Source organism: Pseudoduganella sp. R-34, from assembly GCF_049904655.1.
Lineage (GTDB): Bacteria > Pseudomonadota > Gammaproteobacteria > Burkholderiales > Burkholderiaceae_D > Rugamonas.
The window spans coordinates 511,194-533,890 of sequence record NZ_CP184572.1; the positions used below are offsets into that span (position 1 = coordinate 511,194).

The 22,697-nt window shown below is 66.4% G+C and carries 17 protein-coding genes; 9 read left to right on the forward strand and 8 right to left on the reverse strand.

Annotated features, from left to right (window positions below; genetic code table 11):
- Window positions 1-21: 21 nt before the first annotated feature.
- Entirely contained in the window at window positions 22-1,008 is a 987-nt protein-coding gene (locus ACN9MW_RS02480) for an acyltransferase family protein (protein ID WP_426167241.1), read from the forward strand.
- Here the strand turns inward: ACN9MW_RS02480 and ACN9MW_RS02485 are convergent.
- Together ACN9MW_RS02485 and ACN9MW_RS02490 are read right to left on the reverse strand one after the other, a co-directional pair.
- The gene (locus ACN9MW_RS02485) at window positions 1,005-1,928 is read right to left on the reverse strand and encodes an AAC(3) family N-acetyltransferase (RefSeq protein WP_426167243.1); all 924 of its coding nucleotides are present in this window, start codon (window positions 1,926-1,928) and stop codon (window positions 1,005-1,007) included. The genes ACN9MW_RS02480 and ACN9MW_RS02485 overlap by 4 nt on opposite strands.
- The gene (locus ACN9MW_RS02490; protein WP_426167245.1) at window positions 1,921-3,114 is read right to left on the reverse strand and encodes a hypothetical protein; all 1,194 of its coding nucleotides are present in this window, start codon (window positions 3,112-3,114) and stop codon (window positions 1,921-1,923) included. The genes ACN9MW_RS02485 and ACN9MW_RS02490 overlap by 8 nt, the downstream gene beginning before the upstream one ends.
- Window positions 3,115-3,329: 215 nt before the next feature.
- Between ACN9MW_RS02490 and ACN9MW_RS02495 the strand changes: the two genes are divergently transcribed.
- The 8 genes from ACN9MW_RS02495 to prsR all read left to right on the forward strand — a co-directional run bounded on the left by ACN9MW_RS02495 (window position 3,330) and on the right by prsR (window position 16,204).
- Window positions 3,330-4,772, forward strand: a complete 1,443-nt coding sequence (locus tag ACN9MW_RS02495; RefSeq protein WP_426167247.1) for a lipopolysaccharide biosynthesis protein — start codon at window positions 3,330-3,332, stop codon at window positions 4,770-4,772.
- 195 nt (window positions 4,773-4,967) lie between these two features.
- A complete protein-coding gene (locus ACN9MW_RS02500; protein WP_426167249.1) occupies window positions 4,968-6,575 on the forward strand; it encodes a methyl-accepting chemotaxis protein in 1,608 nt (535 codons plus the stop codon).
- A 123-nt stretch (window positions 6,576-6,698) separates the two neighbouring features.
- Window positions 6,699-8,603: an asparagine synthase (glutamine-hydrolyzing) gene (gene asnB, locus ACN9MW_RS02505; protein ID WP_426167251.1), complete on the forward strand. Its 1,905-nt coding sequence runs from the start codon at window positions 6,699-6,701 to the stop codon at window positions 8,601-8,603.
- 319 nt (window positions 8,604-8,922) lie between these two features.
- Window positions 8,923-10,212 carry a nucleotide sugar dehydrogenase gene (locus tag ACN9MW_RS02510; RefSeq protein ID WP_426167253.1) on the forward strand — a complete coding sequence of 430 codons (1,290 nt, stop codon included), beginning with the start codon at window positions 8,923-8,925 and terminating at the stop codon, window positions 10,210-10,212.
- 32 nt (window positions 10,213-10,244) lie between these two features.
- Window positions 10,245-11,300 (forward strand): SDR family oxidoreductase, encoded by a 1,056-nt coding sequence (locus tag ACN9MW_RS02515; protein WP_426167255.1) that lies wholly within the window; start codon window positions 10,245-10,247, stop codon window positions 11,298-11,300.
- Between the two features lie 69 nt (window positions 11,301-11,369).
- The gene (locus ACN9MW_RS02520; RefSeq protein ID WP_426167257.1) at window positions 11,370-12,773 is read left to right on the forward strand and encodes a TIGR03013 family XrtA/PEP-CTERM system glycosyltransferase; all 1,404 of its coding nucleotides are present in this window, start codon (window positions 11,370-11,372) and stop codon (window positions 12,771-12,773) included.
- Window positions 12,774-12,788: 15 nt separating this feature from the next.
- Window positions 12,789-14,825 carry an XrtA/PEP-CTERM system histidine kinase PrsK gene (gene prsK / locus ACN9MW_RS02525; RefSeq protein ID WP_426167259.1) on the forward strand — a complete coding sequence of 679 codons (2,037 nt, stop codon included), beginning with the start codon at window positions 12,789-12,791 and terminating at the stop codon, window positions 14,823-14,825.
- Window positions 14,826-14,842: 17 nt separating this feature from the next.
- A complete protein-coding gene (gene prsR, locus ACN9MW_RS02530; protein ID WP_426167261.1) occupies window positions 14,843-16,204 on the forward strand; it encodes a PEP-CTERM-box response regulator transcription factor in 1,362 nt (453 codons plus the stop codon).
- Window positions 16,205-16,222: 18 nt separating this feature from the next.
- On the opposite strand, the gene ACN9MW_RS02535 is transcribed toward prsR, so the two are convergent.
- Genes ACN9MW_RS02535 through ACN9MW_RS02560 form a run of 6 tightly spaced genes read right to left on the reverse strand, consistent with a single transcriptional unit; the run spans window position 16,223 to window position 22,669 of the window.
- Window positions 16,223-18,652: a hypothetical protein gene (locus ACN9MW_RS02535; protein ID WP_426167263.1), complete on the reverse strand. Its 2,430-nt coding sequence runs from the start codon at window positions 18,650-18,652 to the stop codon at window positions 16,223-16,225.
- Window positions 18,649-19,422: a tetratricopeptide repeat protein gene (locus tag ACN9MW_RS02540; RefSeq protein WP_426167265.1), complete on the reverse strand. Its 774-nt coding sequence runs from the start codon at window positions 19,420-19,422 to the stop codon at window positions 18,649-18,651. The genes ACN9MW_RS02535 and ACN9MW_RS02540 overlap by 4 nt, the downstream gene beginning before the upstream one ends.
- On the reverse strand, window positions 19,419-20,723 hold the full coding sequence (locus ACN9MW_RS02545) for a glycosyltransferase (protein WP_426167267.1): 1,305 nt from the start codon (window positions 20,721-20,723) through the stop codon (window positions 19,419-19,421). Before ACN9MW_RS02545 ends, ACN9MW_RS02540 begins: the two co-directional genes overlap by 4 nt.
- Window positions 20,705-21,589 carry a hydrolase 1, exosortase A system-associated gene (locus ACN9MW_RS02550; RefSeq protein WP_426167269.1) on the reverse strand — a complete coding sequence of 295 codons (885 nt, stop codon included), beginning with the start codon at window positions 21,587-21,589 and terminating at the stop codon, window positions 20,705-20,707. The genes ACN9MW_RS02545 and ACN9MW_RS02550 overlap by 19 nt, the downstream gene beginning before the upstream one ends.
- Window positions 21,582-22,421, reverse strand: coding sequence for a hydrolase 2, exosortase A system-associated (locus ACN9MW_RS02555; RefSeq protein ID WP_426167271.1), 840 nt, complete (start codon window positions 22,419-22,421; stop codon window positions 21,582-21,584). The genes ACN9MW_RS02550 and ACN9MW_RS02555 overlap by 8 nt, the downstream gene beginning before the upstream one ends.
- The gene (locus tag ACN9MW_RS02560; protein ID WP_426167273.1) at window positions 22,421-22,669 is read right to left on the reverse strand and encodes an acyl carrier protein; all 249 of its coding nucleotides are present in this window, start codon (window positions 22,667-22,669) and stop codon (window positions 22,421-22,423) included. Before ACN9MW_RS02560 ends, ACN9MW_RS02555 begins: the two co-directional genes overlap by 1 nt.
- Window positions 22,670-22,697 lie beyond the last annotated feature (28 nt).

A 22,697-nucleotide genomic window follows, 5' to 3' on the forward strand; every position in this document is an offset into this window, starting at 1 on the left:
CTGCACCACGCGTCCGGAGCCATGATGTTCAAGCCGAACCTTGATTTCCTGCGTGCGCTTGCCGTGCTGCTGGTCTTGACGGCGCATATCGCCGGCTACACCATCCGTACCAATCCTGTTTCGTTCGCCCTGGGCCAGCTGGGCGTCATGCTGTTCTTTGTGCACACCAGCCTGGTGCTCATGCAGTCGCTGGAGCGCCAGCAACTGGACGGGGCGGCCCTGTTGCGGGCCTTCTACCTGCAGCGCGCCTGTCGCATCTATCCACTGGCAGCCGTCCTGCTGCTGGGCATCTACTTCTTCATGGATGCGCAATGGACGCCGTTTGAGCTGGCGGCCAACCTGCTGCTGGTCCAGAACCTGGTGTATGCGCGCTATATGTCGGTCGTGTTATGGACGCTGTGCCTGGAAGTACAGATGTACCTGCTGCTGCCGCTCCTGTTCCTGCTGTTCCGGCGGCGGCCGCTGCGCTGGCTGGTGGCGCTGTGGCTGGTGTCGATTCCGCTGGCCCTGCTGCAGCCGCTGGTGACCGCGCGCCTCAGCCTGTTCGAGTTTGCGCCCTGTTTCCTGACCGGGGTACTGGCCTGGCGCATGCAGGGCAGGGAGCGCTTGCCGGGCTGGCTGTGGCCGCCGTTGCTGGCGCTGGCATGCGCGGCGTTTGTCGCCTATGCGGAGCCGCGCGCCAACAACTACGGGCGCTGGCTGGTGTGCCTGGCGGTGGGGCTGGCGATCCCCTGGCTGCGCGAGATGTCGGCGCCGCGCCTGAACCGTGCCAGCAAGTTCATCGCCAAGTACAGTTATGGCATCTACCTGTTCCACCCGCCGCTGATGGGACTGGCGTTTCGCACGCTCGATGCGCTCCATCCCTTCTGGCAATGGAGCCTTTTCCTGTCCTTGCTGGTGCTGTTCACCGGCTTGGGCTATCACCTGGTCGAACTGCCGATGATCAGGCTCGGCGCGCGCTGGAGTGCACGCCGGGCTGGCGCCGCGATGGCGGCCCCGGCAGCCTAGGCCAGCGGCCGCGCTGCCAGTTGTTCCGGCGTGGAGTAGATGGTCAGGTTCTCGCCGGCGAGCCGCTGCAGGTGGTCGAAGAAGCCGCGCGCAGGAATCCACCACGATGGCGCTTCGCCGACCTGGCCGGCATGCAGCAGGCCGGCGCGCTTGAATTCGGCCATGAAATACTGGCGCAAGTCCTCGCGCGAGCGATGGTCGATGCGGCGTTGCGCCAGCTCGGGGTCGAAGGGGCGCAGGGGCACGTCGCTACGCTGGCCGGCCTGGTCGATGCATGGCAGGCGGAAAGTCTCCGCGCCCCATACCGGCACCGGGAAGGCGTCGCCCATGGCATCTTCCAGCACGTGGTAGAAGGTGACCGGGCCCATCGAAATGCCGAGGCCCAGCACCTTGGCATTATCGAGGCCGACAAAGCGCTGCCACGGCGAGCCTTCGCCGAACACCGATGGCGCGCGGTGGTGGGCTTCGGTCAGGTAGGCCGCATGGCGGCCCCAGGCGGAAACCGAATGCGTCGGGTGCACGCTGCGCGCGATGCCCGCGCTGGCCAGGAAGGCTTCCGGCAGGCGGCCCATATTGGTGCCGTGCTTGCGCACGTCGAACACATAATCCTTCATTTCGCAGGTGCCGCGGATCGAGCCGCCCGGCATGTAATAGGTCGGCAGCACCAGCGTGCCGTCCGGGCCGACCGCTTCCTGCAGTGCTTGCACCACGGTGGCGGCGCCGCCTTCCACATAGCCCAGGCTTTTCAGCGAGGAGTGGATGAAGACGGCGTCGCCCTTGGCAATGCCGAGCCTTGCCAGCCCTGCCACCAGCTCGTCGCGGCTGACGTGGCGCTGGCTCTGCTTGACTTCGCGGGCGCTGCTGCGCCGGCGCAGCTTTTCCAGCACGGCCTTGGCCAGGCGCTTGGCCTGCTTAAGCATTGCGGGCTTTCAGCAAGTCCTGTTCCAGCAGGTTGGCGTCGATGCAGAACTTGGCGGCCCAGTTCAGGAATTCGTATTCGCCGTAGGCGCCGTCCACCGGGAACGCGCCCTTGACCGCGCCGCGCGTCTCCTTCGGGCCGTCGACCTTGATGGTGCGGCGCACATATTGGGTCAGCCGGCGGCCGGCGTCGAAATAGCGCTCCTCGCCAGTGAGCTGGTATAGCAGGAACAGGCAGTGGGCATTCTGCACCGAGCCGGTCAGGCAGGCCCAGGTGGCGGCAGGGCGCCATTGGCTGTCCAGGCGGCCCGGCAGGAAGCCGTCGGGCCCGACGACTTCGAGCAAGGCGCTGCCGGTGCGCTCGGCAGCTTGCAGCAGTTCGGGGCGTTTCGACAGCAGGTAGCCTTCCAGCACCCCGCGCAGCACATAGCCGATGGTGTGGCTCAGCGGATGGACCGGGTCGTTCAGGCAATTCGAGGCAAACCAGCCGTTGGGCTGCTGCTTGCCCAGCGCCCATGCCACCTGGCGCAGGCCGGCCTCGCCGTAGCCGTGGCCCGGCGCCACGCGCTCGGCTTCGAACAGGCCCCAGGCGACATGGGTCTCATAAGCTTTTTCGCCCGGCTTGGCGAACGGCGTTGCATGCTTGCGCCAGCAGCCGTCTTCATCCAGCGAATCGCGCAGCCAGGCGGCGGCGCGATGCATGGCGTCCAGGTAGCTGGCATCGCCATATTCCCTGGCGCCGGCCGCCAGCCCGAGCAGGATCTGGCCGGTATTGAAGGTGACCGGCACGCGCGGGTTGGAATCGATGCGCCCGCCCTGGAAGCCGCCTTCGGCAAACTGGATCGCGACGAACCAGTCCAGCATGCGGCGCGCGCGCTGGTGCAATTCGGCGCTGCCCTGGCGGCGCGCCAGTTCGATCACGGTCGGCACGATGTAGCCGGTGGTTTCGGGGTAGGAAGTGGCCCAGCCCTTGACCAGGCTGAAGTCGCGCGCCACGCCGCCGTCGGCGGAGGCGGAATGGTCCTGGGCCGCGCCCAGCCAGTCGGTGCAGGCGGCGATGACTGCCTCGATGCCTGGATCGTGGGCCGGCAAGCCGCGCCGGTCGGCCTCGCGCTCGGCCACGGCGCCCAGCGGCAGCGGCGCCTCGGGAGTGAATTTGTTCTTGATCGAGCGCAGGAGCTGGAGCATTTGATTTCCGTTAAATGTTGTCAATTGACCATCATGATCATGCCAGCCAAGGGGGCGACTGTCAATTTCGCGATTGCCGCGATCATATCATTAAGATAATATGCTGGACGTTTTGGCAATCCCGCACCGGACAGCCGCGCTTGCGGCACCGGGTTCGCTCCCTTATCCTGATTGCAATTCCTTTCCCTGCCTCGCCATGATTGCCTCGACTACCGATGAAATTCCAAACTGAGCTGGCGCGTGGCGTGAAGTGGGTGGCAGGGGCCAAGCTGGGCTCGCAACTGATTACCTGGGGCGTGACGATCTTCGTCATGCGCCTGCTGGCGCCTTCCGATTACGGCTTGCTGGCCATGTGCACCGTCGTGCTTGGCCTGCTTGGCATGTTTGCCGAGGTCGGCCTGGGCCCGGCCCTCATCCAGCGCAAGGAGATCAGCGAACAGGACCTGCGGCAAGCCATGGGCGTGGTCTGGCTGGTCAACCTCGTGCTTTTCTTGCTGACCAATGCATTGGCGCCGCTGGTGGCCGCCTTCTACGGTGAAGTGCGGCTGCAGCCGCTATTGCATGTGCTGTCCGTGCAATTCCTGCTGCTGCCGCTGGCGATTATTCCCGACGTGCGCTTGCAGCGCCGCCTGGAGTACAAGCAGCGTTCGCTGGTCGAACTGAGTGCCGCCCTGGTCGGCTCGCAAGCGACGCTGTTCATGGCACTGTTTGGCGCCGGCGTGTGGTCGCTGGTGGCCGGCATGCTGGCCACCCAGGCCTGGCGCATGGGGGCGCTGAACTGGTGCGCGCCCGGCCAGCCGCGGCCGGACTGGTCATTGGCGGGGATGGGCAAATTGCTCGGCTTTGGCGGCAGCCTGACCGCCACCCGCCTGTTGTGGTACAGCTTCATGCAGGCCGACGTGGCGATCGTCGGCCGCGTGCTGGGCGACCAGGCGCTGGGCTGGTATTCGGTCTCGATGCACCTGGCTTCGCTGCCGGTGCAGCGCATGGCAGGCATCCTGAACCAGGTGCTGTTCCCCATCCTGTCGCGCACCCAGCACGACTTGCCGGCCATCCGCGCCGGCGTGCTGCAGCTGCTGGGCTATATCAGCCTGCTGTCCTTCCCCATCCTGTGGGGCATGGCCAGCGTGGCGCCGGAACTGGTGAGCGTGGTGCTCGGCAAGGGCTGGGAAGGCGCCGTGCTGCCGCTGCAGGTGCTGTGCCTGGTCATGCCCTTCCGCACCCTGGCCCAGATGCTGCCGACCGTCACCGACGCGCTCGGCCAGCCGGGCATCAATTTCCGCAATGTGCTGCTGTCCTGCATCGTGATGCCGCCCGCCTTCTACCTCGGCACGCGTTGGGGCATCCAGGGCGTGGCCTATGCCTGGCTGCTGGCCTACCCGGTGGTGCTCTTCATCAATATGCGCAGCATGCTGGCCGCCATCGGCGTCGGGGCGGAGGCGGTGGCGCGCCGCACCGGGCCGGCCCTGTTGTGCGCTGCCCTGATGTTCGGCGCCGTCACCCTGTTGCGTACACCGCTGGCGGCACAGCCGCGCGCCTGGGCCCTGGTGGCCGAAGTACTGGGCGGCATGCTGGCCTATGGCCTGGCCAGCCTGCTCTTCAACCGCAGCATGGTGGCCGAGGTACGCGGCGTGCTGCGCCGTCGCAGCCCGGCGTGATGGCAAATACGCCACAGCAGCTCATTGAATTTTCCTATTACAATTTTTGGTGAGTTTCCGCAGCGCATCATCTTCCTATACTTGACTGCATGATATGGCCAGGGACGCCCGCTTGCGTCCCGCCAGGCCATGCGGACCCCCGCTCCCGGTTCGTGCCAATTCTCCCCTGTAGATTGCCGAACAAGGAGCACTGCCATGCGCCTCAACACCCCTGTCACCAGCCAGGAGTTCATCCTGGACGACGGCAAGACCATCGTCTCGACCACGGACCTGAAGGGCAAGATCACCTACGCCAATCCCTACTTCATCGAAGTCAGCGGCTTTACTGAAGAGGAGCTGATCGGCGCGCCGCAGAATATCCTGCGCCATCCGGACATGCCGGCCGAGGCGTTTGCCGACCTGTGGGCCACCATCAGGGCCGGCATGCCGTGGAGCGGCATGGTCAAGAACCGCTGCAAGAACGGCGACTTCTACTGGGTGTACGCCAACGTGACGCCGGTGATCGAGGCCGGCCGCCCGGTCGGCTATATGTCGGTGCGCAGCAAGCCCAGCCGCGAACAGGTGGCGCAGGCCGACCATCTTTACCGCGAACTGCGCGAAGGCAATCCGCGCCGCCTGCGCCTGGAACGCGGCCGCCTGCGCCGGCCGGGCTGGCGCCACTGGGCCGGCCGCTTGCGCGAGCTCTCGCTGGCCAGGCTGATCGGCATCGGCATGGGTGCGCTGAGCGGCTTCCTGGCCCTGCTCGCCGTGTCCGGCGCGGTGCAGGGCGCTCCGCTGTGGATGACGCTCGCCAATGCCGCCTTCAGCGTCTTCACGCTGGCCTTCTGGTACGCGCTGCAGCGCGCCATCGTGCAGCCGCTGCGCCAGGCGACGGGCTTTGCGCGCAAGATGGCCGGCGGCGACCTGACCGGTGTCCTCGAGATCGGGGCCGACAATGAAATGGGGCAGTTGCTGGCCGCACTGCGCCAGACCAATGTCAACCTGCACAGCATCATCGGCGATGTGCGCAGCAACTTCGACGAGATCCAGACCGCCACCAGCGAAATCGCCAGCGGCAACCTCGACCTGTCGGGCCGGACCGAATCGCAGGCCTCGAGCTTGCAGCAGACGGCGGCCAGCATGGAGCAGCTGACCAGCAATGTGCAGCAGAGCGCGGCCAGCGTGCACAGCGCCAATGAACTGGCCGGCCAGGCTTCCAGCGTGGCGGCAGCCGGCGGCTCCATCGTCTCGCAAGTGGTGCAGACGATGGACGACATCAGCCAGTCGTCGCGCAGGATCCTCGACATTATCGGCATGATCGACGGCATTGCCTTCCAGACCAATATCCTGGCCCTGAATGCCGCCGTGGAAGCGGCCCGCGCCGGCGAGCATGGCAAGGGCTTTGCCGTGGTCGCCACCGAAGTGCGCAGCCTGGCCCAGCGTTCGGCCACGGCCGCCAAGGAGGTCAAGCAGCTGATCGACAGTTCGATCGCGAAAGTCGACGCCGGCGCCAGGCTGACCAGCAACGCGGGCGCCACCATGAGCGAAGTGATCGAGTCGGTCGGCCGCGTTACCCGCGTCATGGACGAAATCCACCATGCCACCCAGGAGCAGAGCCGCGGCATCGGCCAGGTCAACCAGGCCGTGGTGCATATCGACGGCATCACGCAGCAGAATGCCGCCCTGGTCGAGCAAGCGGCAGCGGCTGCCAGCAGCCTGGCGCGCCAGGCCGAATGGGTGGCACAAGCCATTGCCGTGTTCAAGCTGAAACAGATCGCGGCGCGCAGCGCGTCCACGCCGCACGCGACCCTCATCCTGCAATAGTAAAAAGAAAACTATGTTTCCTCTTTGATATTGACGTTTATTGTGGGTAATATATGATAACTGCCAGTAATCACAACATTTGCCTGCTCCGAAGCTGGGCGTGTCCTTGCGAAAGAGTTGACTATGTGTGGACTGGTAGCAGTGCTCAACACCAACGGCCGTCCTGCCGAGCTGGCCCTGCTGAAGCGGATGAGCGACCTGATCTGGCATCGCGGGCCGGATGACGAAGGCCATTACCTGGCCGGGCCGCTTGGCTTTGGTTTCCGGCGCCTGGCCATCCTGGACCTGTCCCTGGCCGGCCACCAGCCGATGAGCTTGCCCGATGCCAGCCTGACCATCGTCTTCAACGGCGAAATCTACAACTACCTCGAATTGCGGCGCGAGCTGGAGGGCCTGGGCCACCAGTTCCGCTCCCGCAGCGATACCGAAGTCCTGCTGCACGCCTACCAGCAGTGGGGCCAGCAATGCCTGTCGCGCCTGAACGGCATGTGGGCCTTCCTGATCCATGACCGGCGCCGCAACCATGTGTTCGGCGCCCGCGACCGCTTCGGCATCAAGCCCCTGTACCGCTACCAGGACAGCTCGCAGGTGATGTTCGCCTCGGAAATCAAGGCCATTCGCGACTCGGGCCGCGTCAGCGTGGAGACCAACTGGCAGGTGGCGGCCGATTTCCTGGTGCATGGGGCGCAGGCGCTGGACTCCGGCCAGGCGTCGTTCTACCAGCAGATTCTCCCGGTCGGGGCCGGCTGTGCCTTCGAACTGGGCCTGGACGGCAGCTACCGCGAGTGGAGCTACTGGAGCGTGGCGCAGATCGCGCCGCGCCATGTGGCCGACCCGGCCGGCGAGTACGCAGCCCTGTTCGAAGATGCCATGCGCCTGCATATGCGCAGCGACGTGCCGGTTGCCGTGCACCTGTCGGGCGGCCTCGATTCCAGCGCCATCCTGTGCGAGGCGGCGCGCATCCGTGCCGCCGACGGCGCCAGCGACCCGCTGCGCACCTTCAGCTTCATGGACGAGGACTTCGACGAGCGCCGCTACATCGACGCCACGCTGGCCGAGACCGGCGCCCTCATGGAACCGCTGCATGCGAACGCGCGCCAGATCTGGGACGATTTGCCGCAACTGCTCTGGCACCAGGACGAACCGGTGCATTCGATGGCGGCGGCGGTCAGCTTCCAGCTCATGAAGCAGACCGCCGCGCGCGGCGTCAAGGTCGTGCTGAACGGGCAGGGCGCCGACGAGACGGCAGCCGGTTACCCGGCATTTTTCCGCCATTACTGGCACAGCCTGATGCGCGCCGGCCGGCCACTCCAGGCCTGGAACGAGATGGCTGCCTTTGTGCGCCACCACGGCGGCGCCACCGGTCGGCATTTCCGCGCCCAGCTCGAATTGGGCCTGCGCAACGCGCTCTCTGCGCTGCCGCCCTACCGCGCACTGGCGCTGCGGCGTGCCGGTGCTGCCGCCGGCGCCAGTCCGTGGCTGCAGCCGGAGCTGTGCCGCCATGCCCTGCCGCAGCCGGCGGCGCGCGACCAGCGCCTGCCGGCCACGCTCAGCAACGCGGTCACGGTGGCGCCCCTGCCGCTGTTCCTGCGGGTGGAAGACCGCAACGCCAGCGCCCATTCGATCGAAGGACGGGTGCCCTTCCTCGACTACCGCCTGGTGGAATTGCTGTTCCAGTTGCCGGACGAGTGGCATATGCGCGGCCACTGGAACAAGTACGTGCAGCGCGAGGCCCTGCGCGGCCGGATTCCCGAGCTGGTGCGCACGCGCGTCGACAAGATGGGCTTCCCGGTGCCATCGCGCCGCTGGCTGTGCGGCGCCATGTATGAAATGGCGCGCGACCTGCTCGCCAGCCGGGCCGCGCGCGAACGCGGCATCTACAACGTGCCGGCCTTGCTGCAAAAACTCGACCGCATGAAGGCCGACGAGGCCGAGCCTGCCATCCCGCTGTTCGATATCGTCGAGTTCGAACTGTGGTGCCGCATGGAAGCGCCCCAGTCCAGGCTGCAGTCCCGGATCGCGGCCTGAGCGCAGCCTGGGCTGTCGCGGAAAAGCCTTTGCCGAGGGGTAACTCGCATAAAGGCTGTGACAGGCGGGCCATCGTGGTGTAAAATTGACAATGAATGCCACAATTGCAATAAAGTTGACGGCCAAGTCAATGCTGACCGTGGCGCCGATCCAACTGTTCCACAAAGAAATGTTAAATGCGCGCAGAGCGAAAGCGACTGCATGCGGCCGGTTTTCCCCTGGAAATCGGGCGTTCATTGTGAACCCAGCATTGTAGTTGGCAGGCAGCTGTTATATGGTTAGCATAAGTGTAATAAGTAATTCTGATCAGGAACTAAACATGGATGACACAAAGGTAGTTGCTGTAGTTGGCCTCGGCTATGTCGGCCTGCCGCTGGCTGTTGAGTTCGGCAAGAAACGCAAGACTATCGGTTTTGACCTGTCGCAGTCCAAGATCGAGAATTACCGCCAGTTCTGCGATCCGACCGGCGAAGTGTCGGAAGCGGAATTGCGCGAAGCGACCCGGTTGCACGTGACCTACGATCCGGCCGCCCTGGCCGAAGCCGATTACATCGTGGTGGCCGTGCCGACCCCGGTCGACAATGCCCATTCGCCCGATTTCAGCCCGCTGGTCGGCGCCTCGACCACGGTCGGCAAGTACATGAAGAAGGGCGCCATCGTCGTGTACGAATCGACGGTCTACCCGGGCGCCACCGAAGAAGTCTGCATCCCCGTGCTGGAAAAGCATTCCGGCCTGAAATGGCCGCAAGATTTCAATGTCGGCTACTCCCCTGAACGTATCAATCCAGGCGACAAGCAGCACCGCCTGACCACCATCCTGAAGGTGGTTTCGGGAGATAATCCTGCAACGCTCGAAGAGGTTGCTAAACTATATGAATCGATAGTGACGGCTGGGGTATACCGGGCTTCCAGCGTGAAAGTTGCGGAAGCGGCCAAGGTGATCGAAAATACACAGCGCGACCTGAATATCGCGCTGATGAACGAGCTGGCAATCATCTTCGACAAGATCGGCATCGATACGCTGGAAGTGCTGCAGGCGGCTGGCACCAAGTGGAATTTCCTGCCTTTCCGTCCCGGCCTGGTTGGCGGCCACTGCATCGGCGTCGATCCTTACTACCTGACCCACAAGGCCGACATGATCGGCTACCACCCGCAGGTGATCCTGGCGGGGCGCCGCATCAACGACGGCATGGCCAAGTTCGTGGCCGAGAAGACCGTCAAGCAGATGATCGCGGCGGGCTGCCACATCAAGGGCGCGAAAGTGAACGTGCTGGGCCTGACCTTCAAGGAAAACTGCCCGGACTTGCGCAATTCGAAGGTGGCGGACGTGGTGTTTGAACTGAAGTCGTATGGCCTGGACGTGCATGTGCACGACCCGGTAGCCGATTCGGAAGAATCGGTGCACGAATATGGTATTCGCCTGGAAAGCTGGGACAGCCTGCCGCAAGCCGATGCGGTGGTGGCGGCAGTGTCGCACAAGGAATTGCTGGCGCTGTCGCTGGCCGACCTGTCGGCCAAGCTGAACCCGGGCGGCGTCTTCATCGACGTGAAATCGGCATTCAATATGGCAGGCCTGGAAGAAGCCGGATACAGCGTCTGGCGCCTGTAAGAAAAATATCAGGGAAGCCTGGGAGGGCTGTAGTGGGCAAGTTTGACGACGTGCGGCTGCACTTGCGTGGCCAGCGATATCATTGGCTGGTGACGGGTGCCGCCGGGTTCATCGGCTCCAACCTGGTGGAGGCGCTGCTCAAGCTCGGCCAGCAGGTCACGGGCCTGGACAACTTCGCCACCGGCCACCAGCACAACCTGGACCAGGTGCGCGAAGCGGTCGGTTCCGCGGCCTGGGCTTCGTTTACCTTTATCGAAGGCGATATCCGCGACCTGGCGACCTGCCAGCAAGCCTGCGCCGGCAAAGCGGGTTTGCCGATTAATTTCGTCCTGCACCAGGCCGCACTGGGGTCGGTCAGCCGCTCGATCGACGATCCGCTGCTGACCCACGGCACCAATGTGACCGGGTTCCTGAACATGCTGGTGGCGGCGCGCGACGCGAAAGTGAAGCGCTTCGTCTACGCCGCGTCCAGTTCCACTTACGGCGACCATCCCGCGCTGCCGAAAGTGGAAGACACCATCGGCCGGCCGCTGTCGCCCTATGCCGTCACCAAGTATGCCAATGAACTGTACGCCGATGTCTTCGCGCGCACCTATGGCATGGAAACCATCGGCCTGCGCTACTTCAATGTGTTCGGGCCGCGCCAGGATCCGGAAGGCGCCTATGCGGCAGTGATACCGCAGTGGGTGTCGGCCCTGATCCGCAACCGTCCCCTGTTCATCAACGGCGACGGCGAAACCAGCCGCGATTTCTGCTTCATCGACAACGTGGTGCAAGCGAACCTGCTGGCAGCCATGGCCGACAAGCCGGGCGCTGCCAACCAGGTGTACAACGTCGCGCTCAATGAGCGCACCAGCCTCAACCAACTGTACCTGATGATGCGCGAGCTGCTGCAGGAGCGTTTCCCGCACCTGCTCCAGCACCAGGCGCAATACCAGGAATTCCGGGCCGGCGACGTGCGCCATTCGCAGGCCGATATCACCAAGGCGCGCGAGCTTTTGGGGTTCGATCCATCGCACCGTATCGGCGAGGGGTTGAAGGAGGCCATGGATTGGTATGTCCGCCACCTGGCCCCGCAAGACAGTTAACGAGACATGGCCGGAAGGCTCCGCGCGCTTTCACGGCCGGCATGCGCAGCAAAGCGGGAGGGAATAAAAATGCTAAGAATTTCCAATCACTACATTTCCAAGGTTGTCTTCAGCCTGCTTTTCCTGGAGGTGTTGATCCTGATTGGCTCGTTCTACGCTGGTGCTGGCCTGCGTTTTTTCGACGGTGACCAGTTCGCCATACCGAAGCTCGACCACTTCTTCATGTCGGCCTGCATTTTTGCGGCCGCCATCGTGTTCAGCATGTCTGCGCTGGGCATGTACCAGATCAATTTCCAGGAAGGCTTGCGCAATCCCTTCTTCCTGCAATTGATGCCTTCCTTCGCCATGGGCTTTTGCATCCTGACCCTGGTGTTCTACCTGGCGCCCGACCTGTATTTCGGGCGCGGCATCCTGGTGCTGGTGTTCATCATTTCCGGCGCCGGCATCCTGCTGGCGCGCGCCATGTTCATGAAGACATCGCGCACGCATTTCCTTGCCACCCGCATCATCTTCCTCGGCGGCGGCGCCCTGGCCAAGGAATGCGGCGAGCTGGCCACGCGCGAGACCAACTACCGCCGCTACGACGTGGCCGGCTATGTCGCGGTGCCCTCGGAAGAAATCTGCGTGGCGCAGAACCAGCTGCTGCGCCTGCCTGAGGGCGGTTCGCTGGTAGCGCTGGCAAACGCCCAGCGCGTATCGGAAATCGTGGTCTCGGTGCAGAACCGCCGCGGCGGCGCCTTCCCGATCAAGGAACTGCTCGAATGCAAGCTGTATGGCATCCAGGTCACCGATGCCGCCACCTTCTTCGAGCGCGAAACCTACCAGATCCGCGTGGAATCGGTGCAGCCTTCCTGGCTGGTGTTCGGCGGCGGCTTCGACCAGAGCTTCATGCGCACCTTCATGAAGCGCGCGGTGGATGTGCTGGCTAGCGTATCGCTGCTGGTGGTGTCCCTGCCGGTCATGATCCTGACCGCGATTGCCATCGTGATCGAGGATGGCGCGCCGATCTTCTATTCGCAGGAAAGGGTGGGCATGGATGGCCGCGTGTTCCGCGTCCTGAAATTCCGCAGCATGTTCAAGAACGCGGAAAAGAACGGCACGCCGCAGTGGGCCGCCAAGAACGACCCGCGCATCACGCGCGTGGGCAATATCATCCGCAAGCTGCGTATTGACGAACTGCCGCAGATCCTCAATGTGCTGAAGGGCGAGATGTCCTTCGTCGGCCCGCGCCCCGAGCGTCCTTACTTCGTCGAGCAACTGACGGAGCGCGTGCCTTATTACAATGTGCGCCACAGCATCAAGCCAGGCATCACCGGCTGGGCCCAGGTGCGCTATGGCTATGGCGATACGGTCGAAGACGCGCTGCAGAAACTGCAGTACGACCTGTACTACGTCAAGAACAACAGCCTGCTGCTCGACGTGCTGGTCCTGATCGATACCATCAAGGTGGTCATGTTCAGGGGAGGCCGTTAAGGACATGGAGGCCTGATGCCGACCAGTATCACCGCCTTCAGTTACGCCAGCGCTGCGCTGGCGTTTCTGTTATTTAGCGTGCTGGTCCTGACCGGCTGGCGCCAGCGCCCGGACCAGCGACCGCACCAGCGCGTGCTGGCCACGGCCTCGCTGCTGACCGTGCTGTGGGGTGCGGTGATGGCCAGCGCCACCGTGGTGCCGTGGGCGCCGTGGGTGCTGCACGGCGCCGAATGGCTGCGCAATGCGGCCTGGACGGCCGTGCTGCTGGCCATGCTGGGCCTGTGGCAGCGCGGTGCGCGCACCTTCCAGGCCAGCCTCGCCGTGTATGGCGCCATGCTGCTGGCCAGCCTGCTGGCGCAGCAACTGCCGGCCGGCCTGGGCTTCCACGTGCTGGCCATCGGCCGCCTTGGCATGGCGGTGCTGGGCATGCTGCTGGTGGAGCAGCTCTACCGCGACCGCAGCGTGCAGGTGCGGTGGGCCATGAAATTCATCTGCCTCGGCCTGGGTGCGCTGTTTGCCTACGATTTCTACCTGTACAGCGATATGCTGCTGCTGCGCGAACTCGATCCCGAGCTGTGGGCGGCGCGCGGCCTGGTCAATGCGCTGATCGTACCGCTGCTGGCGATTTCCCTGTTGCGGCGCGCCTCCTGGCCGGCCCAGCTGGCCGTCTCGCGCCGCGTGGCCTTCCATTCGGCGGCGCTGCTGGGCTCGGCAGTCTACCTGCTGGCGATGAGCATGGCCGCCTACTACCTGCGTTTCGTGGGCGGCTCCTGGGGCGGCCTGATGCAGCTGGCCTTCCTGTTTGGCGCCACCTTCCTGCTGGCGGGCGTGCTGTTTTCGGGGTCCTTCCGCGCCTGGCTGAAAGTGTTCATCAGCAAGCATTTCTACCGCTACAACTACGATTACCGCGAAGAGTGGCTGGCGTTTACCCGCACCCTGTCGGCTACCGGACCCAACCTGGGCGAGCGCACCATTTCCGCCCTGGCCGAGCTGGTGGAGAGCCAGGGCGGCGCCCTGTGGATACGCCGCGAACAGCGCTTCGAACCGCTGGCCTCCTGGCATGTGCAGGCCCAGCAGGCGAGCGAGCCGGCCGATTCGGCGTTCTGCCGATTAATGGAAAGCAAGCAATGGCTGGTGGAAGTCGCCGCCCACGACTTGCACGATCCGGAAGTGCCGTTGCCGGCCTGGCTGCTGGCCTTCCCCAAGGCCTGGCTGGTGGTGCCGCTCCTGCTGCAGGGCCGGCTGGCCGGCTTCGTGGTGTTGATGGCCTCGCGCAGCGAAGTCAAGCTCAACTGGGAAGTGCTGGATCTGCTGAAGATTGCCGGCACCCAGGCCGCCTCCTACCTGGCCCAGCAGGAGGCCGACAATGCCCTGATGCTGGCGCGCCAGTTCGACTCGTTCAACCGCCTGTCCACCTTCGTGGTGCACGACCTGAAGAACCTGGTGGCGCAGCTGTCGCTGCTGACCGCCAATGCGGAAAAACATGCCGACAATCCCGAGTTCCAACGCGATATGATGGAGACCGTGACCCTGTCGGTGCAAAAAATGAAACTGATGCTGCAAAAGCTCAGCCGTACCGCCTCCCCCGAGCGCGCCGTGCCGCAAGACCTCGGCACCTTGCTGGCGCAGGCCGTGGCGCTGAAGGCCGCCTTCGAGCCCAAGCCGTCGCTGCAGCTGGCCGATGCCGGCCTGAAAGTGCTGGCCGAAGGCGAACGCCTGGAAAGGGTGCTGGGCCACCTGATCCAGAACGCCATCGAAGCCACGCCGCGCGACGGCAAGGTGTGCGTGCGCCTGGCGCGCGAGGGCGACAGCGTGCTGGTGGAAGTGGCCGACACCGGCAGCGGCATGAGCGAAGAGTTCATCCGCGAGCGCCTGTTCAAGCCCTTCGATTCGACCAAGTCGGCCGGCATGGGCATCGGCGCCTTCGAAAGCCGGGAATACATCCACCAGCTGGGGGGAACGCTGCAGGTGCGCAGCACGCCGGAACAAGGCACCACATTCACGGTCAGCCTGCCGCTGTACCGCCAGCAAACCATTGAACAAGCCGCCTGAAGGCGCAAGGACCTGTTGTGAGCCAGAGCAAACCCAAGCTGTTGATTATCGAAGACGATCCCGGCCTGCAAAAGCAGCTCAAGTGGAGTTTCGACGACTACGACGTGGTCGTGGCGGGCGACCGCGAAGCGGCGCTGGCCCAGTTGCGCCGCCACGAGCCGGCCGTGTGCACCATGGACCTCGGCCTGCCGCCCGACCCGGACGGCGCCACCGAGGGCCTGGCCACGCTGCAGCAGATCCTGGCGCTGGCGCCGGACACCAAGGTCATCGTCCTGACCGGCAACCAGGACCGCGCGCACGCGGTGCAGGCGATTGCCATGGGTGCCTACGACTTCCACCAGAAGCCCTGCGAACCGGAACTGCTGGCGCTGGTGATTCGGCGCGCCTTCTTCCTGCACGGCCTGCAGCAGGAAAACCGCCGCATGCAGCAAGGCGGCGCCGACACCCCGCTGGCCGGCATCATCTCGCGCGACCCCGGCATGCTGAAGGTGTGCCGCCAGGTGGAAAAAGTGGCGCCCAGCTCGGCCACCACCATGGTGCTGGGCGAATCGGGCACCGGCAAGGAAGTCATCGCGCGCGCCCTGCACCAGGGCAGCCCGCGCGCCAAGGAACGCTTCATGGCCATCAACTGCGCGGCGATTCCGGAGACCCTGCTGGAATCCGAGCTGTTCGGCTACGAGAAGGGCGCCTTCACCGGCGCCGTGAAGCAGACCAAGGGCAAGGTGGAAGCGGCCAACGGCGGCACCTTCTTCCTGGACGAAGTGGGCGACCTGCCGATGCCGCTGCAAGCCAAGCTGCTGCGCTTCCTGCAGGAGCGCGTGATCGAGCGCGTCGGCGGCCACGAGGAAATCCCGGTCGACGTGCGCATTGTCTGCGCCACCCACCAGAACCTGAAAGAGCTAGTCAAGGCCGGCCGCTTCCGCGAAGACCTGTACTACCGCCTGTCGGAAATCGTGCTGACCATCCCGCCGCTGCGCGAGCGCGACGGCGACTCGGTGCTGCTGGCGCAGCACTTCAAGAACCGCTTCTGCGCCCAGGAAGGGCGCGGCAACCTGCACTTTTCCCCCGACGCCCTGGCCCAGATTGCCCACCATGACTGGCCGGGCAATGTGCGCGAAATGGAAAACTGCATCAAGCGCGCCATCATCATGGCCGACGGCCCGGCCATCACGGCCGACGACCTCGGCCTGTCGGGCGCGCCGGTGGAGGAAGAGCCGTTCAACCTGCGCCAGGTGCGCGACGAAGCCGAATACCGCGCCATCGTGCGCGCGCTGGCCCGCGTCGAAGGCAATATCGTCAAGGCTTCCGAACTGCTGGGCGTGTCGCGCCCGACCCTGTACGACTTGCTGGAGCGCCACGCCATCAAGGCCTCCTCCTGAGCGGGCGCGCCCCGCTACTCAGCCAGGGACGGCGTCGGCGCCCTCGTCTTCGGCTTCGGCGCGCTGGCGGCGCACCTTGATGCGCTTGCGCGCCGGCTTCAGGCTGCCCGCCAGGGCCACCAGCAGGAACACGATGGTCAGGCGCGGCACGTCGGTGATGGAATCGAACAGCCCCACCATCATGCAGCCGGTCAGCGCGGCCAGGCTGACCGCGGCATAGCTGTCGCCGGCCAGGCCGCGCGCCATCATCCGTCCGCCCAGTGCCAGCAAGAGGAAGGCGGTGGCCAGCGCGCCCACCCAGCCCAGCTCGAACAGCTGGTTGACCGCGAAATTCTTCACGTGCCAGGGCATGTGGTTGCGGTCGCTGCTGAAGAACCAGAAATCGTTGCCGCCGCTGAAGCTGCCATTACGGATCAGTTCGCGGTCGGTGCCAGCTTCCACCAGGCTCACATTGTCGACTTCCAGCGGCGCCTTGTGCGAATGGTTGTACAGCTCGAGCACCAGCGGCGCGCCCCAGCTGCTGCGTGCGCCGCGCACCGGCAGTTCGCCTTCCACGCTTTGCCAGCCATCGACCAGGGGCATGGCCTGGAATTTCACCACGCTGCAATCCTGCGGATAGATCAGCCAGCGCTGGCACACCATCGCCACCGGCAGCGCGTCGGCACTCTTGCGCCGGATGTCCAGCCGCAGGCGGTAATGCTGGCCCGGCTGGACATCGACGTGCTGCAGCATGCGCAGCACCTCGCCCCAGCCGCGCGCATATTGGGCTGCGCCCAGCAGCAGGAAGCGGTTGCCCGCTTCTTCGGCATAGCTGAACGTGCCCGGCACTTCGCCTTGCGTGTTGTGCCACATGTAGGCGGTCGGGAAGCGGCCCAGGCCCTGGCCGAACGCGGTCGTCATGGCCGTGTCGTCCATCATGCCCAGCGCATCGCTCCAGTGCGCCACGCGCACGCCCAGGTCGTTGCCCACGGTGGCAAAGCGGCTGCCGGTGTAATAGCTGCTGGAAATCGGTATCAGGGCCGCAAACACGATGGCGCTGAAGAAGCCCACGGTCAGGGTGCCGCGGTTGAGCGTCCACGGCCGTTGCGGCAGCAGGCGGCCGGCGCCCATGGCCAGGGCCAGCACGATGGCCGGGGCGATGCCGGGCAGGGCTTCGTTGCCGCCGTAATGGCGCGCCACCAGGGCGGCCGCCAGCGCCTGCGCCGGCAGGGCGGCAGCCAGCAGCAGCACGCCCCAGGGGCGTTGCGGCGCCGGCCCGGCGGCCAGCAGGGCCGCCCCGCCGCCGGCGCACAGCAGGGCGATGGCGTACGCCAGGTAGGGCCCCTTGGCCAGCGGACTGGCCGAGCCAAGCATGCCGATCAACCCCACCAGCAAGAGCAGCACCAGGCCCAGGCCGGCTGCCGCCGGCGGCTGGGGCAGGCGCGGCGCGGCGCCGCCCAGCAGCAGGGCGGTGGCCAGCAAGCCCAGCGCAGCGCCCAGGCCGCGGTAGCCGCCGTGGGCAAACACCTGGCCCAGTACCCAATAGCTGAGCACCAGCAGCATCAAGGCGGCTGCCATGTTGCGCAGGGACAGGGTGCCGCCGCGCAAATGATGGGCCGCACCCAGCCCCACGATGACGGCGCCGGCCGCGGCATACGCCAAGTAAATATCGCGCGAGAAGGTGGTCAGCCCGGCAAACAGCCCCAGGCCCAGCGCCGCCAGCCCCAGCGCCAGGCGGCGCGGCGGCGGGTGGTTGACCAGCCAGAGCGTGACGAAGGGGAAGGCCATCGCCAGGTAGGCATCGAGCGCCGCGCCGCCGGTATGCATGGCGGAAAACGGCGCCGTGGGGCGGTAGTCGCTGGAAAAATTGAACAGGCCGGGGAAGGCCATGCGCTCCCAGACCACGGCCAGGCTGCAGGCCACCAGGCCCAGGATCATGCCGGGCACCAGCAGGCGCTGCAGGTTGCTGCCCTGCTCGCCGGCGGTTGCGCGCAGCAGCGGCAGCAAGAGCAGCGGCCACAGCACGCCTTTCAGCACCCGCAAGCCATTATAGGGACTGGTGTAGTTGGCGAAGGCATTGGCATCGAGCGGCGCCAGCGGCATCACGCCGCGCCAGGCCGCCACCAGGTAGCACAGCGCGAACAGGCCCAGCGCGAAGCGCGCCAGGGCGGGCAGCTTGGTGGGCGCGGGCGCGCGCCCCACGGCCCAATAGCCGGCGGCGCAGGTGGCCAGCAGCAGCAAGTCCAGTTCTTCCAGGAAGAACCAGCCGGTCCAGGGGGCAAAGTCCAGCACTGGCAGCAGGGCCGGCACGGCCAGCAGCCAGGCTTGCGGACGCCACAGCAGCAGCGCCATGTAGCCGCTGAGCAGCATGGCCAGCGGCAGGCGCGGCGCCGGATACACGCTGGCAGCTGCCATCAGCAGCAGCAGGGCGGCGAACGCCGCGCCGCGCCGCGCCAGCAGCCGCATCATGGCTTGACGGGCGCTGGCGCAGTGGCTGCCGAGGCCGGGGCGGCGGCGGCGCCGGCGGGTTCGCCGGCGCTGTTGCCGGCCTTGTCCTCGCCCTTGGCTTCCGGCTTGCTTTCCCCTTCAGGCGCTACCTCGGCCTTTTCTTCGGGCGGCGCTGGCGGCGGTTCCACCCATTTGCCGGCCTTGACCAGGGTCTGCTTCAGTGCCGGCAGCGGGAACTGCAGGGCGTAAGCCTTCTGGGCATAAGGCAGGGCCTGCTCGAACTTCTTCTGCTTGGCATAGATCAGGCCGATGTTGTAGTTGATGGCCGGGTCTTCCGGCGACAGCTCGAGTGCCTTTTGCAGCATTTCCATCGCCTGGCCCTGGCGCTCCTTGGCATAGGCAAAGCGCGCATACATCAGCCAGGCGTTGCTGTCGTCGGGGAAGAAGCGTACCGCACGCTCGAAATAGCATTCGATCGGCAGCTTGGCGCCCTCGATGATGCCGCTGCGGTTGCGCGGCGCCAGGCGCAAGGCGGTGTTCAGCGCCCGCGGATGGTTGGGGATGTGCAGCAGCGTGTATTCGAGGTCGGCGCCGAGCACGCTCGATTCGCCGCGGATGCCCTGCTCGATATCGTCGGTAAAGTGGCGCGCATGCACCAGCTTGATAAAGTAATCCGGCACGGTGCGGAAGTCGTGCTGGCCATTGGTGGCTTCGCCGCAGACCATGCGGGCGCTGCCGGGTACGGCAATGGCGTACAGGATGGCGGCCAGCGCCAGGAAACGGGTTTTCATACTTCCTCCGTGGAGCCGGCCGGGGCCGGCAGGGCCTGCGATTGGGGCAGCACGCTGTCGAGCATGCGTGCCAGTTCAACGGTGCGCGCCTGGCGCGATGCCGCGGCCACGGCGGCCGGCGCCGGCAGGGGCGCCTGGCCGGCGCGTGCCAGCTGCAGGAAGTGTAGCAGGCCGCGCTTGATGCCTTCGCTGTCGTCCAGCGGGGCGATGGTATCGACCCCGGCCGCGCGCAAGGTGGCGGCGGTATCGCCGACGGCATCGGTCAGGGCCAGGATCGGACGGCCGGCGCGCAGGTATTCATACAGCTTGGCCGGGATCTGGTGGTTGCAATTGCTGGCCTGCAGCACCAGCAAGCCGTCGGCCGCCAGCATTTCCGCCAGCGCCGCCTGGTAGGGCACGTGCGGCGCCAGGCTGACCAGGTCGCTGATCCCGTGCTCGGCCAGCAGGGCGCTGACGTAGTCGTCGTGGGCGGTGGCGCGCAGCACGATGTGCAGCTGGCTGGCATCGATGGCGCCGGCCGCCTTCAGTTCGGACAGGGCGCGCACCAGCGGCACCGGGTCGCGTTCCGAGGGGTAGATGATGCCGCTGTGCACCAGGGTGAAGGGCTGGCCGGCCGGGCGCGCGTGGCCGGCAGCCTGGGCGCCGGCGCTGCGGAAGTTTTCCTCGTCGTAGCCGTTCTCCAGCATGGTGAAGCGGCTGCGCGGCAGTTCCGGATAGCGCGTGGTATAGGTCACCACCGCGCTCGGTGTATTGCAGACCACCAGCGCCGCGTTGTGCACCGCCTTGCGTTCGATCCAGCGCCAGATGGCGCGCACGCGTGCGTCGCGCGGGTAGTTGGTGTCGGTCATCGGGTCGCGGAAATCGACCACCCACGGCAGGCGGGTCAGCTTGTGGAGCACCAGGCCGATCAGGATGGCGCTGGCGATCGGGTGGGTACTCCACAGCACTTGCGGACGGTATTGCCGCACCAGCGACAGCCCGGCCGGAATGGCGCCCAGGCACCAGCCGACAAAGCGGTCGGGCCAGGCCGTAAAGCCCAGGTAGCGGCCGCGCCAGGCCAGGTGGCGCCCGGAATCGAGGGCGAAGGCGCGTTTGACCACCACTTGCGGCGGGATTTCCGCCAGCTGGTCCGGGCCCTGGTTGACGTAGGTGCGCGGGTGCGCCGACAGCACCAGCGGCTGCCAGCCCAGGGCCGGCAGGTATTGGGCGAACTTGAGCGTGCGCTGGATGCCGCTGCTGCCGCGCAGCGGCGGGAAGTGGAACGCCACCATCAGCACGCGCTTTACCACGCCTGCACCCATTGCGCAGTCCAGTCGGCCACCTGGTCGCGCCAGGCGCGGGTGGAGAAGGTGTGGTCGGCGCCGGCCAGCGTATGCTGCTGCACGGCGGGGCCCGCCAGCAATTGCTGCCAGCGGCGCGAAGCCTTGGTCATGTCGAGGAACTCCTGCGCCGTCAGGTCGGCGCCACTGAAAATGAACAGGACGCGGCCGCGGAAGCGCTGCATGGCCTCCAGCAGGCGCGCCGGCAAGTCGGCACTGAGCGGCGGCGCGCTGCCGTCGCGCGGGATGGCCGGCGCCGCCTGCGCGGGGGCGGCGGCCGGCGCCGGCTGGCGTGCCGCGCCCAGCATCCCGAGCAGGGAGCGCAAGGCGGCTCCGGCGGCAAAGCGGCCGCTGGCCACCTTGCGCCACAAGGCCGGATCGCGCAGGCGCTGCCAGTAATAATGCTTGAGGGTGCTGCGCGCCAGGCCGGCGGCCGTGCGGGCCCAGGGATTGAGCAGCACCAGGCCGCGCACGCGCGCGTCGCGATGGCCGTAGAACAGGGCGGCAGCGGCGCCGTCGCACAAGCCCCACAGCACCACTTCGCGCAGGCCGGGCACGGCAGCCTGGAAGGCGTCGATGGCGGCCGCGACATCGGCATCGACCTGCTCGAAGCCGCGCGCGGCGCCGTCGCTGTCGCCCATGCCGCGGTAATCGAAGCGCAAGACCGGGATGCCGCGCGCGGCCAGCTGGCGCGCCAGCAGGGTGAACTGGCGGTGGCTGCCGGCGCGGTACTGCGGCCCGCCGACAATCACCAGCACGCCGCGCGTGGCCGGGCCCGGCGCCGGGCTGAGGATGCCGACCAGGGTGTCGCCGCCGCAGGCAAAGCTGAGGGCCTGGTCGTCACGCATGGCAAGCCTCGTCCAGCAGCGCGCAGGTGGCAGCCAGCAGGTCCGGCGCTTCGGCGATCTCCTGGGTAGCCCAGAACTGGGGGCCGGGTGCCAGGCGGGTGGCGGCAACGACGCCGGCCTCCTGCCAGGCCTTCAGCACGCGTGCCGCCGCCGGCGGCAGCGGGCGGCCCGCGTCCGCGACCACTTCGCACCAGTGCACCGGGCAGGGCGGCGGCAGGCGGCTGGCATCCAGGCCGTCGAAGCCCAGGGCCAGCGCCGGCGCCAGCGTATAGCCGGCAATTTCCAGCGCTTCGCCGCGCGCCAGGGCGGCGCGCAAGGCGGCCGTGCCGCCTTCGCCAGCCTGCTCGCCCAGCATCCGGGCGGCGACTTTCAGGCGCAGGAACTGCGTCAGGTGGGCGCTGCCCTGCAGCACCGGTTGCCACAGCAGCAGCGCCGAAGGCGGGACGGCGGCGCGGCTGGCATGGTCGAGCGCCAGCAGGGCGCCCAGGCGCAGGCCCCACAGGCCGGGCGGCTGCGCCAGCACCGGCCCCAGGGTGGCCGCCAGCCATTGCAAGCCGGCAGCGACATCGGCCAGCCAGCTGTCCCAGCTGGCGTCGCCGAAATCGCCGGCGCTGTCGCCGCAACCGTGCAGGTCGAGCTGCAGCACGGCATACCCCTGGCGCGCCAGGGCAGCCGCCTGCAGCGCCGCCATGCGGCGCGCCTTGTTCATTTCTTCGCCCAGCGGCGGCAGGTACAGCCAGGCGCCGCGGCAGGGGGCTTGCGGAGCATGGTACAGCCCGAAGCGGGCCGCGCCGCCCTGGCCGAGGAACAGGGGCTGTACCGGCGCCGCCATTACGCCGTCAGCTTGTGCTGCACGAAGGCGGCCAGGCTGCCCAGGGTGGCAAAGGTGGCCGCGTCGATTTCATCATCGTCGATGCTGAAGCCGAACTGTTCTTCCAGGGCGCCGATCAGTTGTACCACGGCCATCGAATCGAGCTCGGGCAGGCTGCCCAGCAGGGCCGAGTGTTCGGTCAGGCTGCGTCCGGCGGGACCGAGGGCCAGCACATCGGTCAGGATGGTCTTTACTTCTTCCAAATACATGCGTTACTCCGTAGCAGCAATAAAAGTG

What these genes read in the sequence shown, in the direction of transcription:
- ACN9MW_RS02480 (WP_426167241.1), top strand. Translation starts at nt 22, where the DNA reads ATGATGTTCAAGCCGAACCTTGATTTCCTGCGTGCGCTTGCCGTGCTG.
- ACN9MW_RS02485 (WP_426167243.1), bottom strand. Translation starts at nt 1,928, where the DNA reads ATGCTTAAGCAGGCCAAGCGCCTGGCCAAGGCCGTGCTGGAAAAGCTG.
- ACN9MW_RS02490 (WP_426167245.1), bottom strand. Translation starts at nt 3,114, where the DNA reads ATGCTCCAGCTCCTGCGCTCGATCAAGAACAAATTCACTCCCGAGGCG.
- ACN9MW_RS02495 (WP_426167247.1), top strand. Translation starts at nt 3,330, where the DNA reads ATGAAATTCCAAACTGAGCTGGCGCGTGGCGTGAAGTGGGTGGCAGGG.
- ACN9MW_RS02500 (WP_426167249.1), top strand. Translation starts at nt 4,968, where the DNA reads ATGCGCCTCAACACCCCTGTCACCAGCCAGGAGTTCATCCTGGACGAC.
- asnB (WP_426167251.1), top strand. Translation starts at nt 6,699, where the DNA reads ATGTGTGGACTGGTAGCAGTGCTCAACACCAACGGCCGTCCTGCCGAG.
- ACN9MW_RS02510 (WP_426167253.1), top strand. Translation starts at nt 8,923, where the DNA reads ATGGATGACACAAAGGTAGTTGCTGTAGTTGGCCTCGGCTATGTCGGC.
- ACN9MW_RS02520 (WP_426167257.1), top strand. Translation starts at nt 11,370, where the DNA reads ATGCTAAGAATTTCCAATCACTACATTTCCAAGGTTGTCTTCAGCCTG.
- prsK (WP_426167259.1), top strand. Translation starts at nt 12,789, where the DNA reads ATGCCGACCAGTATCACCGCCTTCAGTTACGCCAGCGCTGCGCTGGCG.
- ACN9MW_RS02535 (WP_426167263.1), bottom strand. Translation starts at nt 18,652, where the DNA reads ATGATGCGGCTGCTGGCGCGGCGCGGCGCGGCGTTCGCCGCCCTGCTG.
- ACN9MW_RS02540 (WP_426167265.1), bottom strand. Translation starts at nt 19,422, where the DNA reads ATGAAAACCCGTTTCCTGGCGCTGGCCGCCATCCTGTACGCCATTGCC.
- ACN9MW_RS02545 (WP_426167267.1), bottom strand. Translation starts at nt 20,723, where the DNA reads ATGGGTGCAGGCGTGGTAAAGCGCGTGCTGATGGTGGCGTTCCACTTC.
- ACN9MW_RS02550 (WP_426167269.1), bottom strand. Translation starts at nt 21,589, where the DNA reads ATGCGTGACGACCAGGCCCTCAGCTTTGCCTGCGGCGGCGACACCCTG.
- ACN9MW_RS02555 (WP_426167271.1), bottom strand. Translation starts at nt 22,421, where the DNA reads ATGGCGGCGCCGGTACAGCCCCTGTTCCTCGGCCAGGGCGGCGCGGCC.
- ACN9MW_RS02560 (WP_426167273.1), bottom strand. Translation starts at nt 22,669, where the DNA reads ATGTATTTGGAAGAAGTAAAGACCATCCTGACCGATGTGCTGGCCCTC.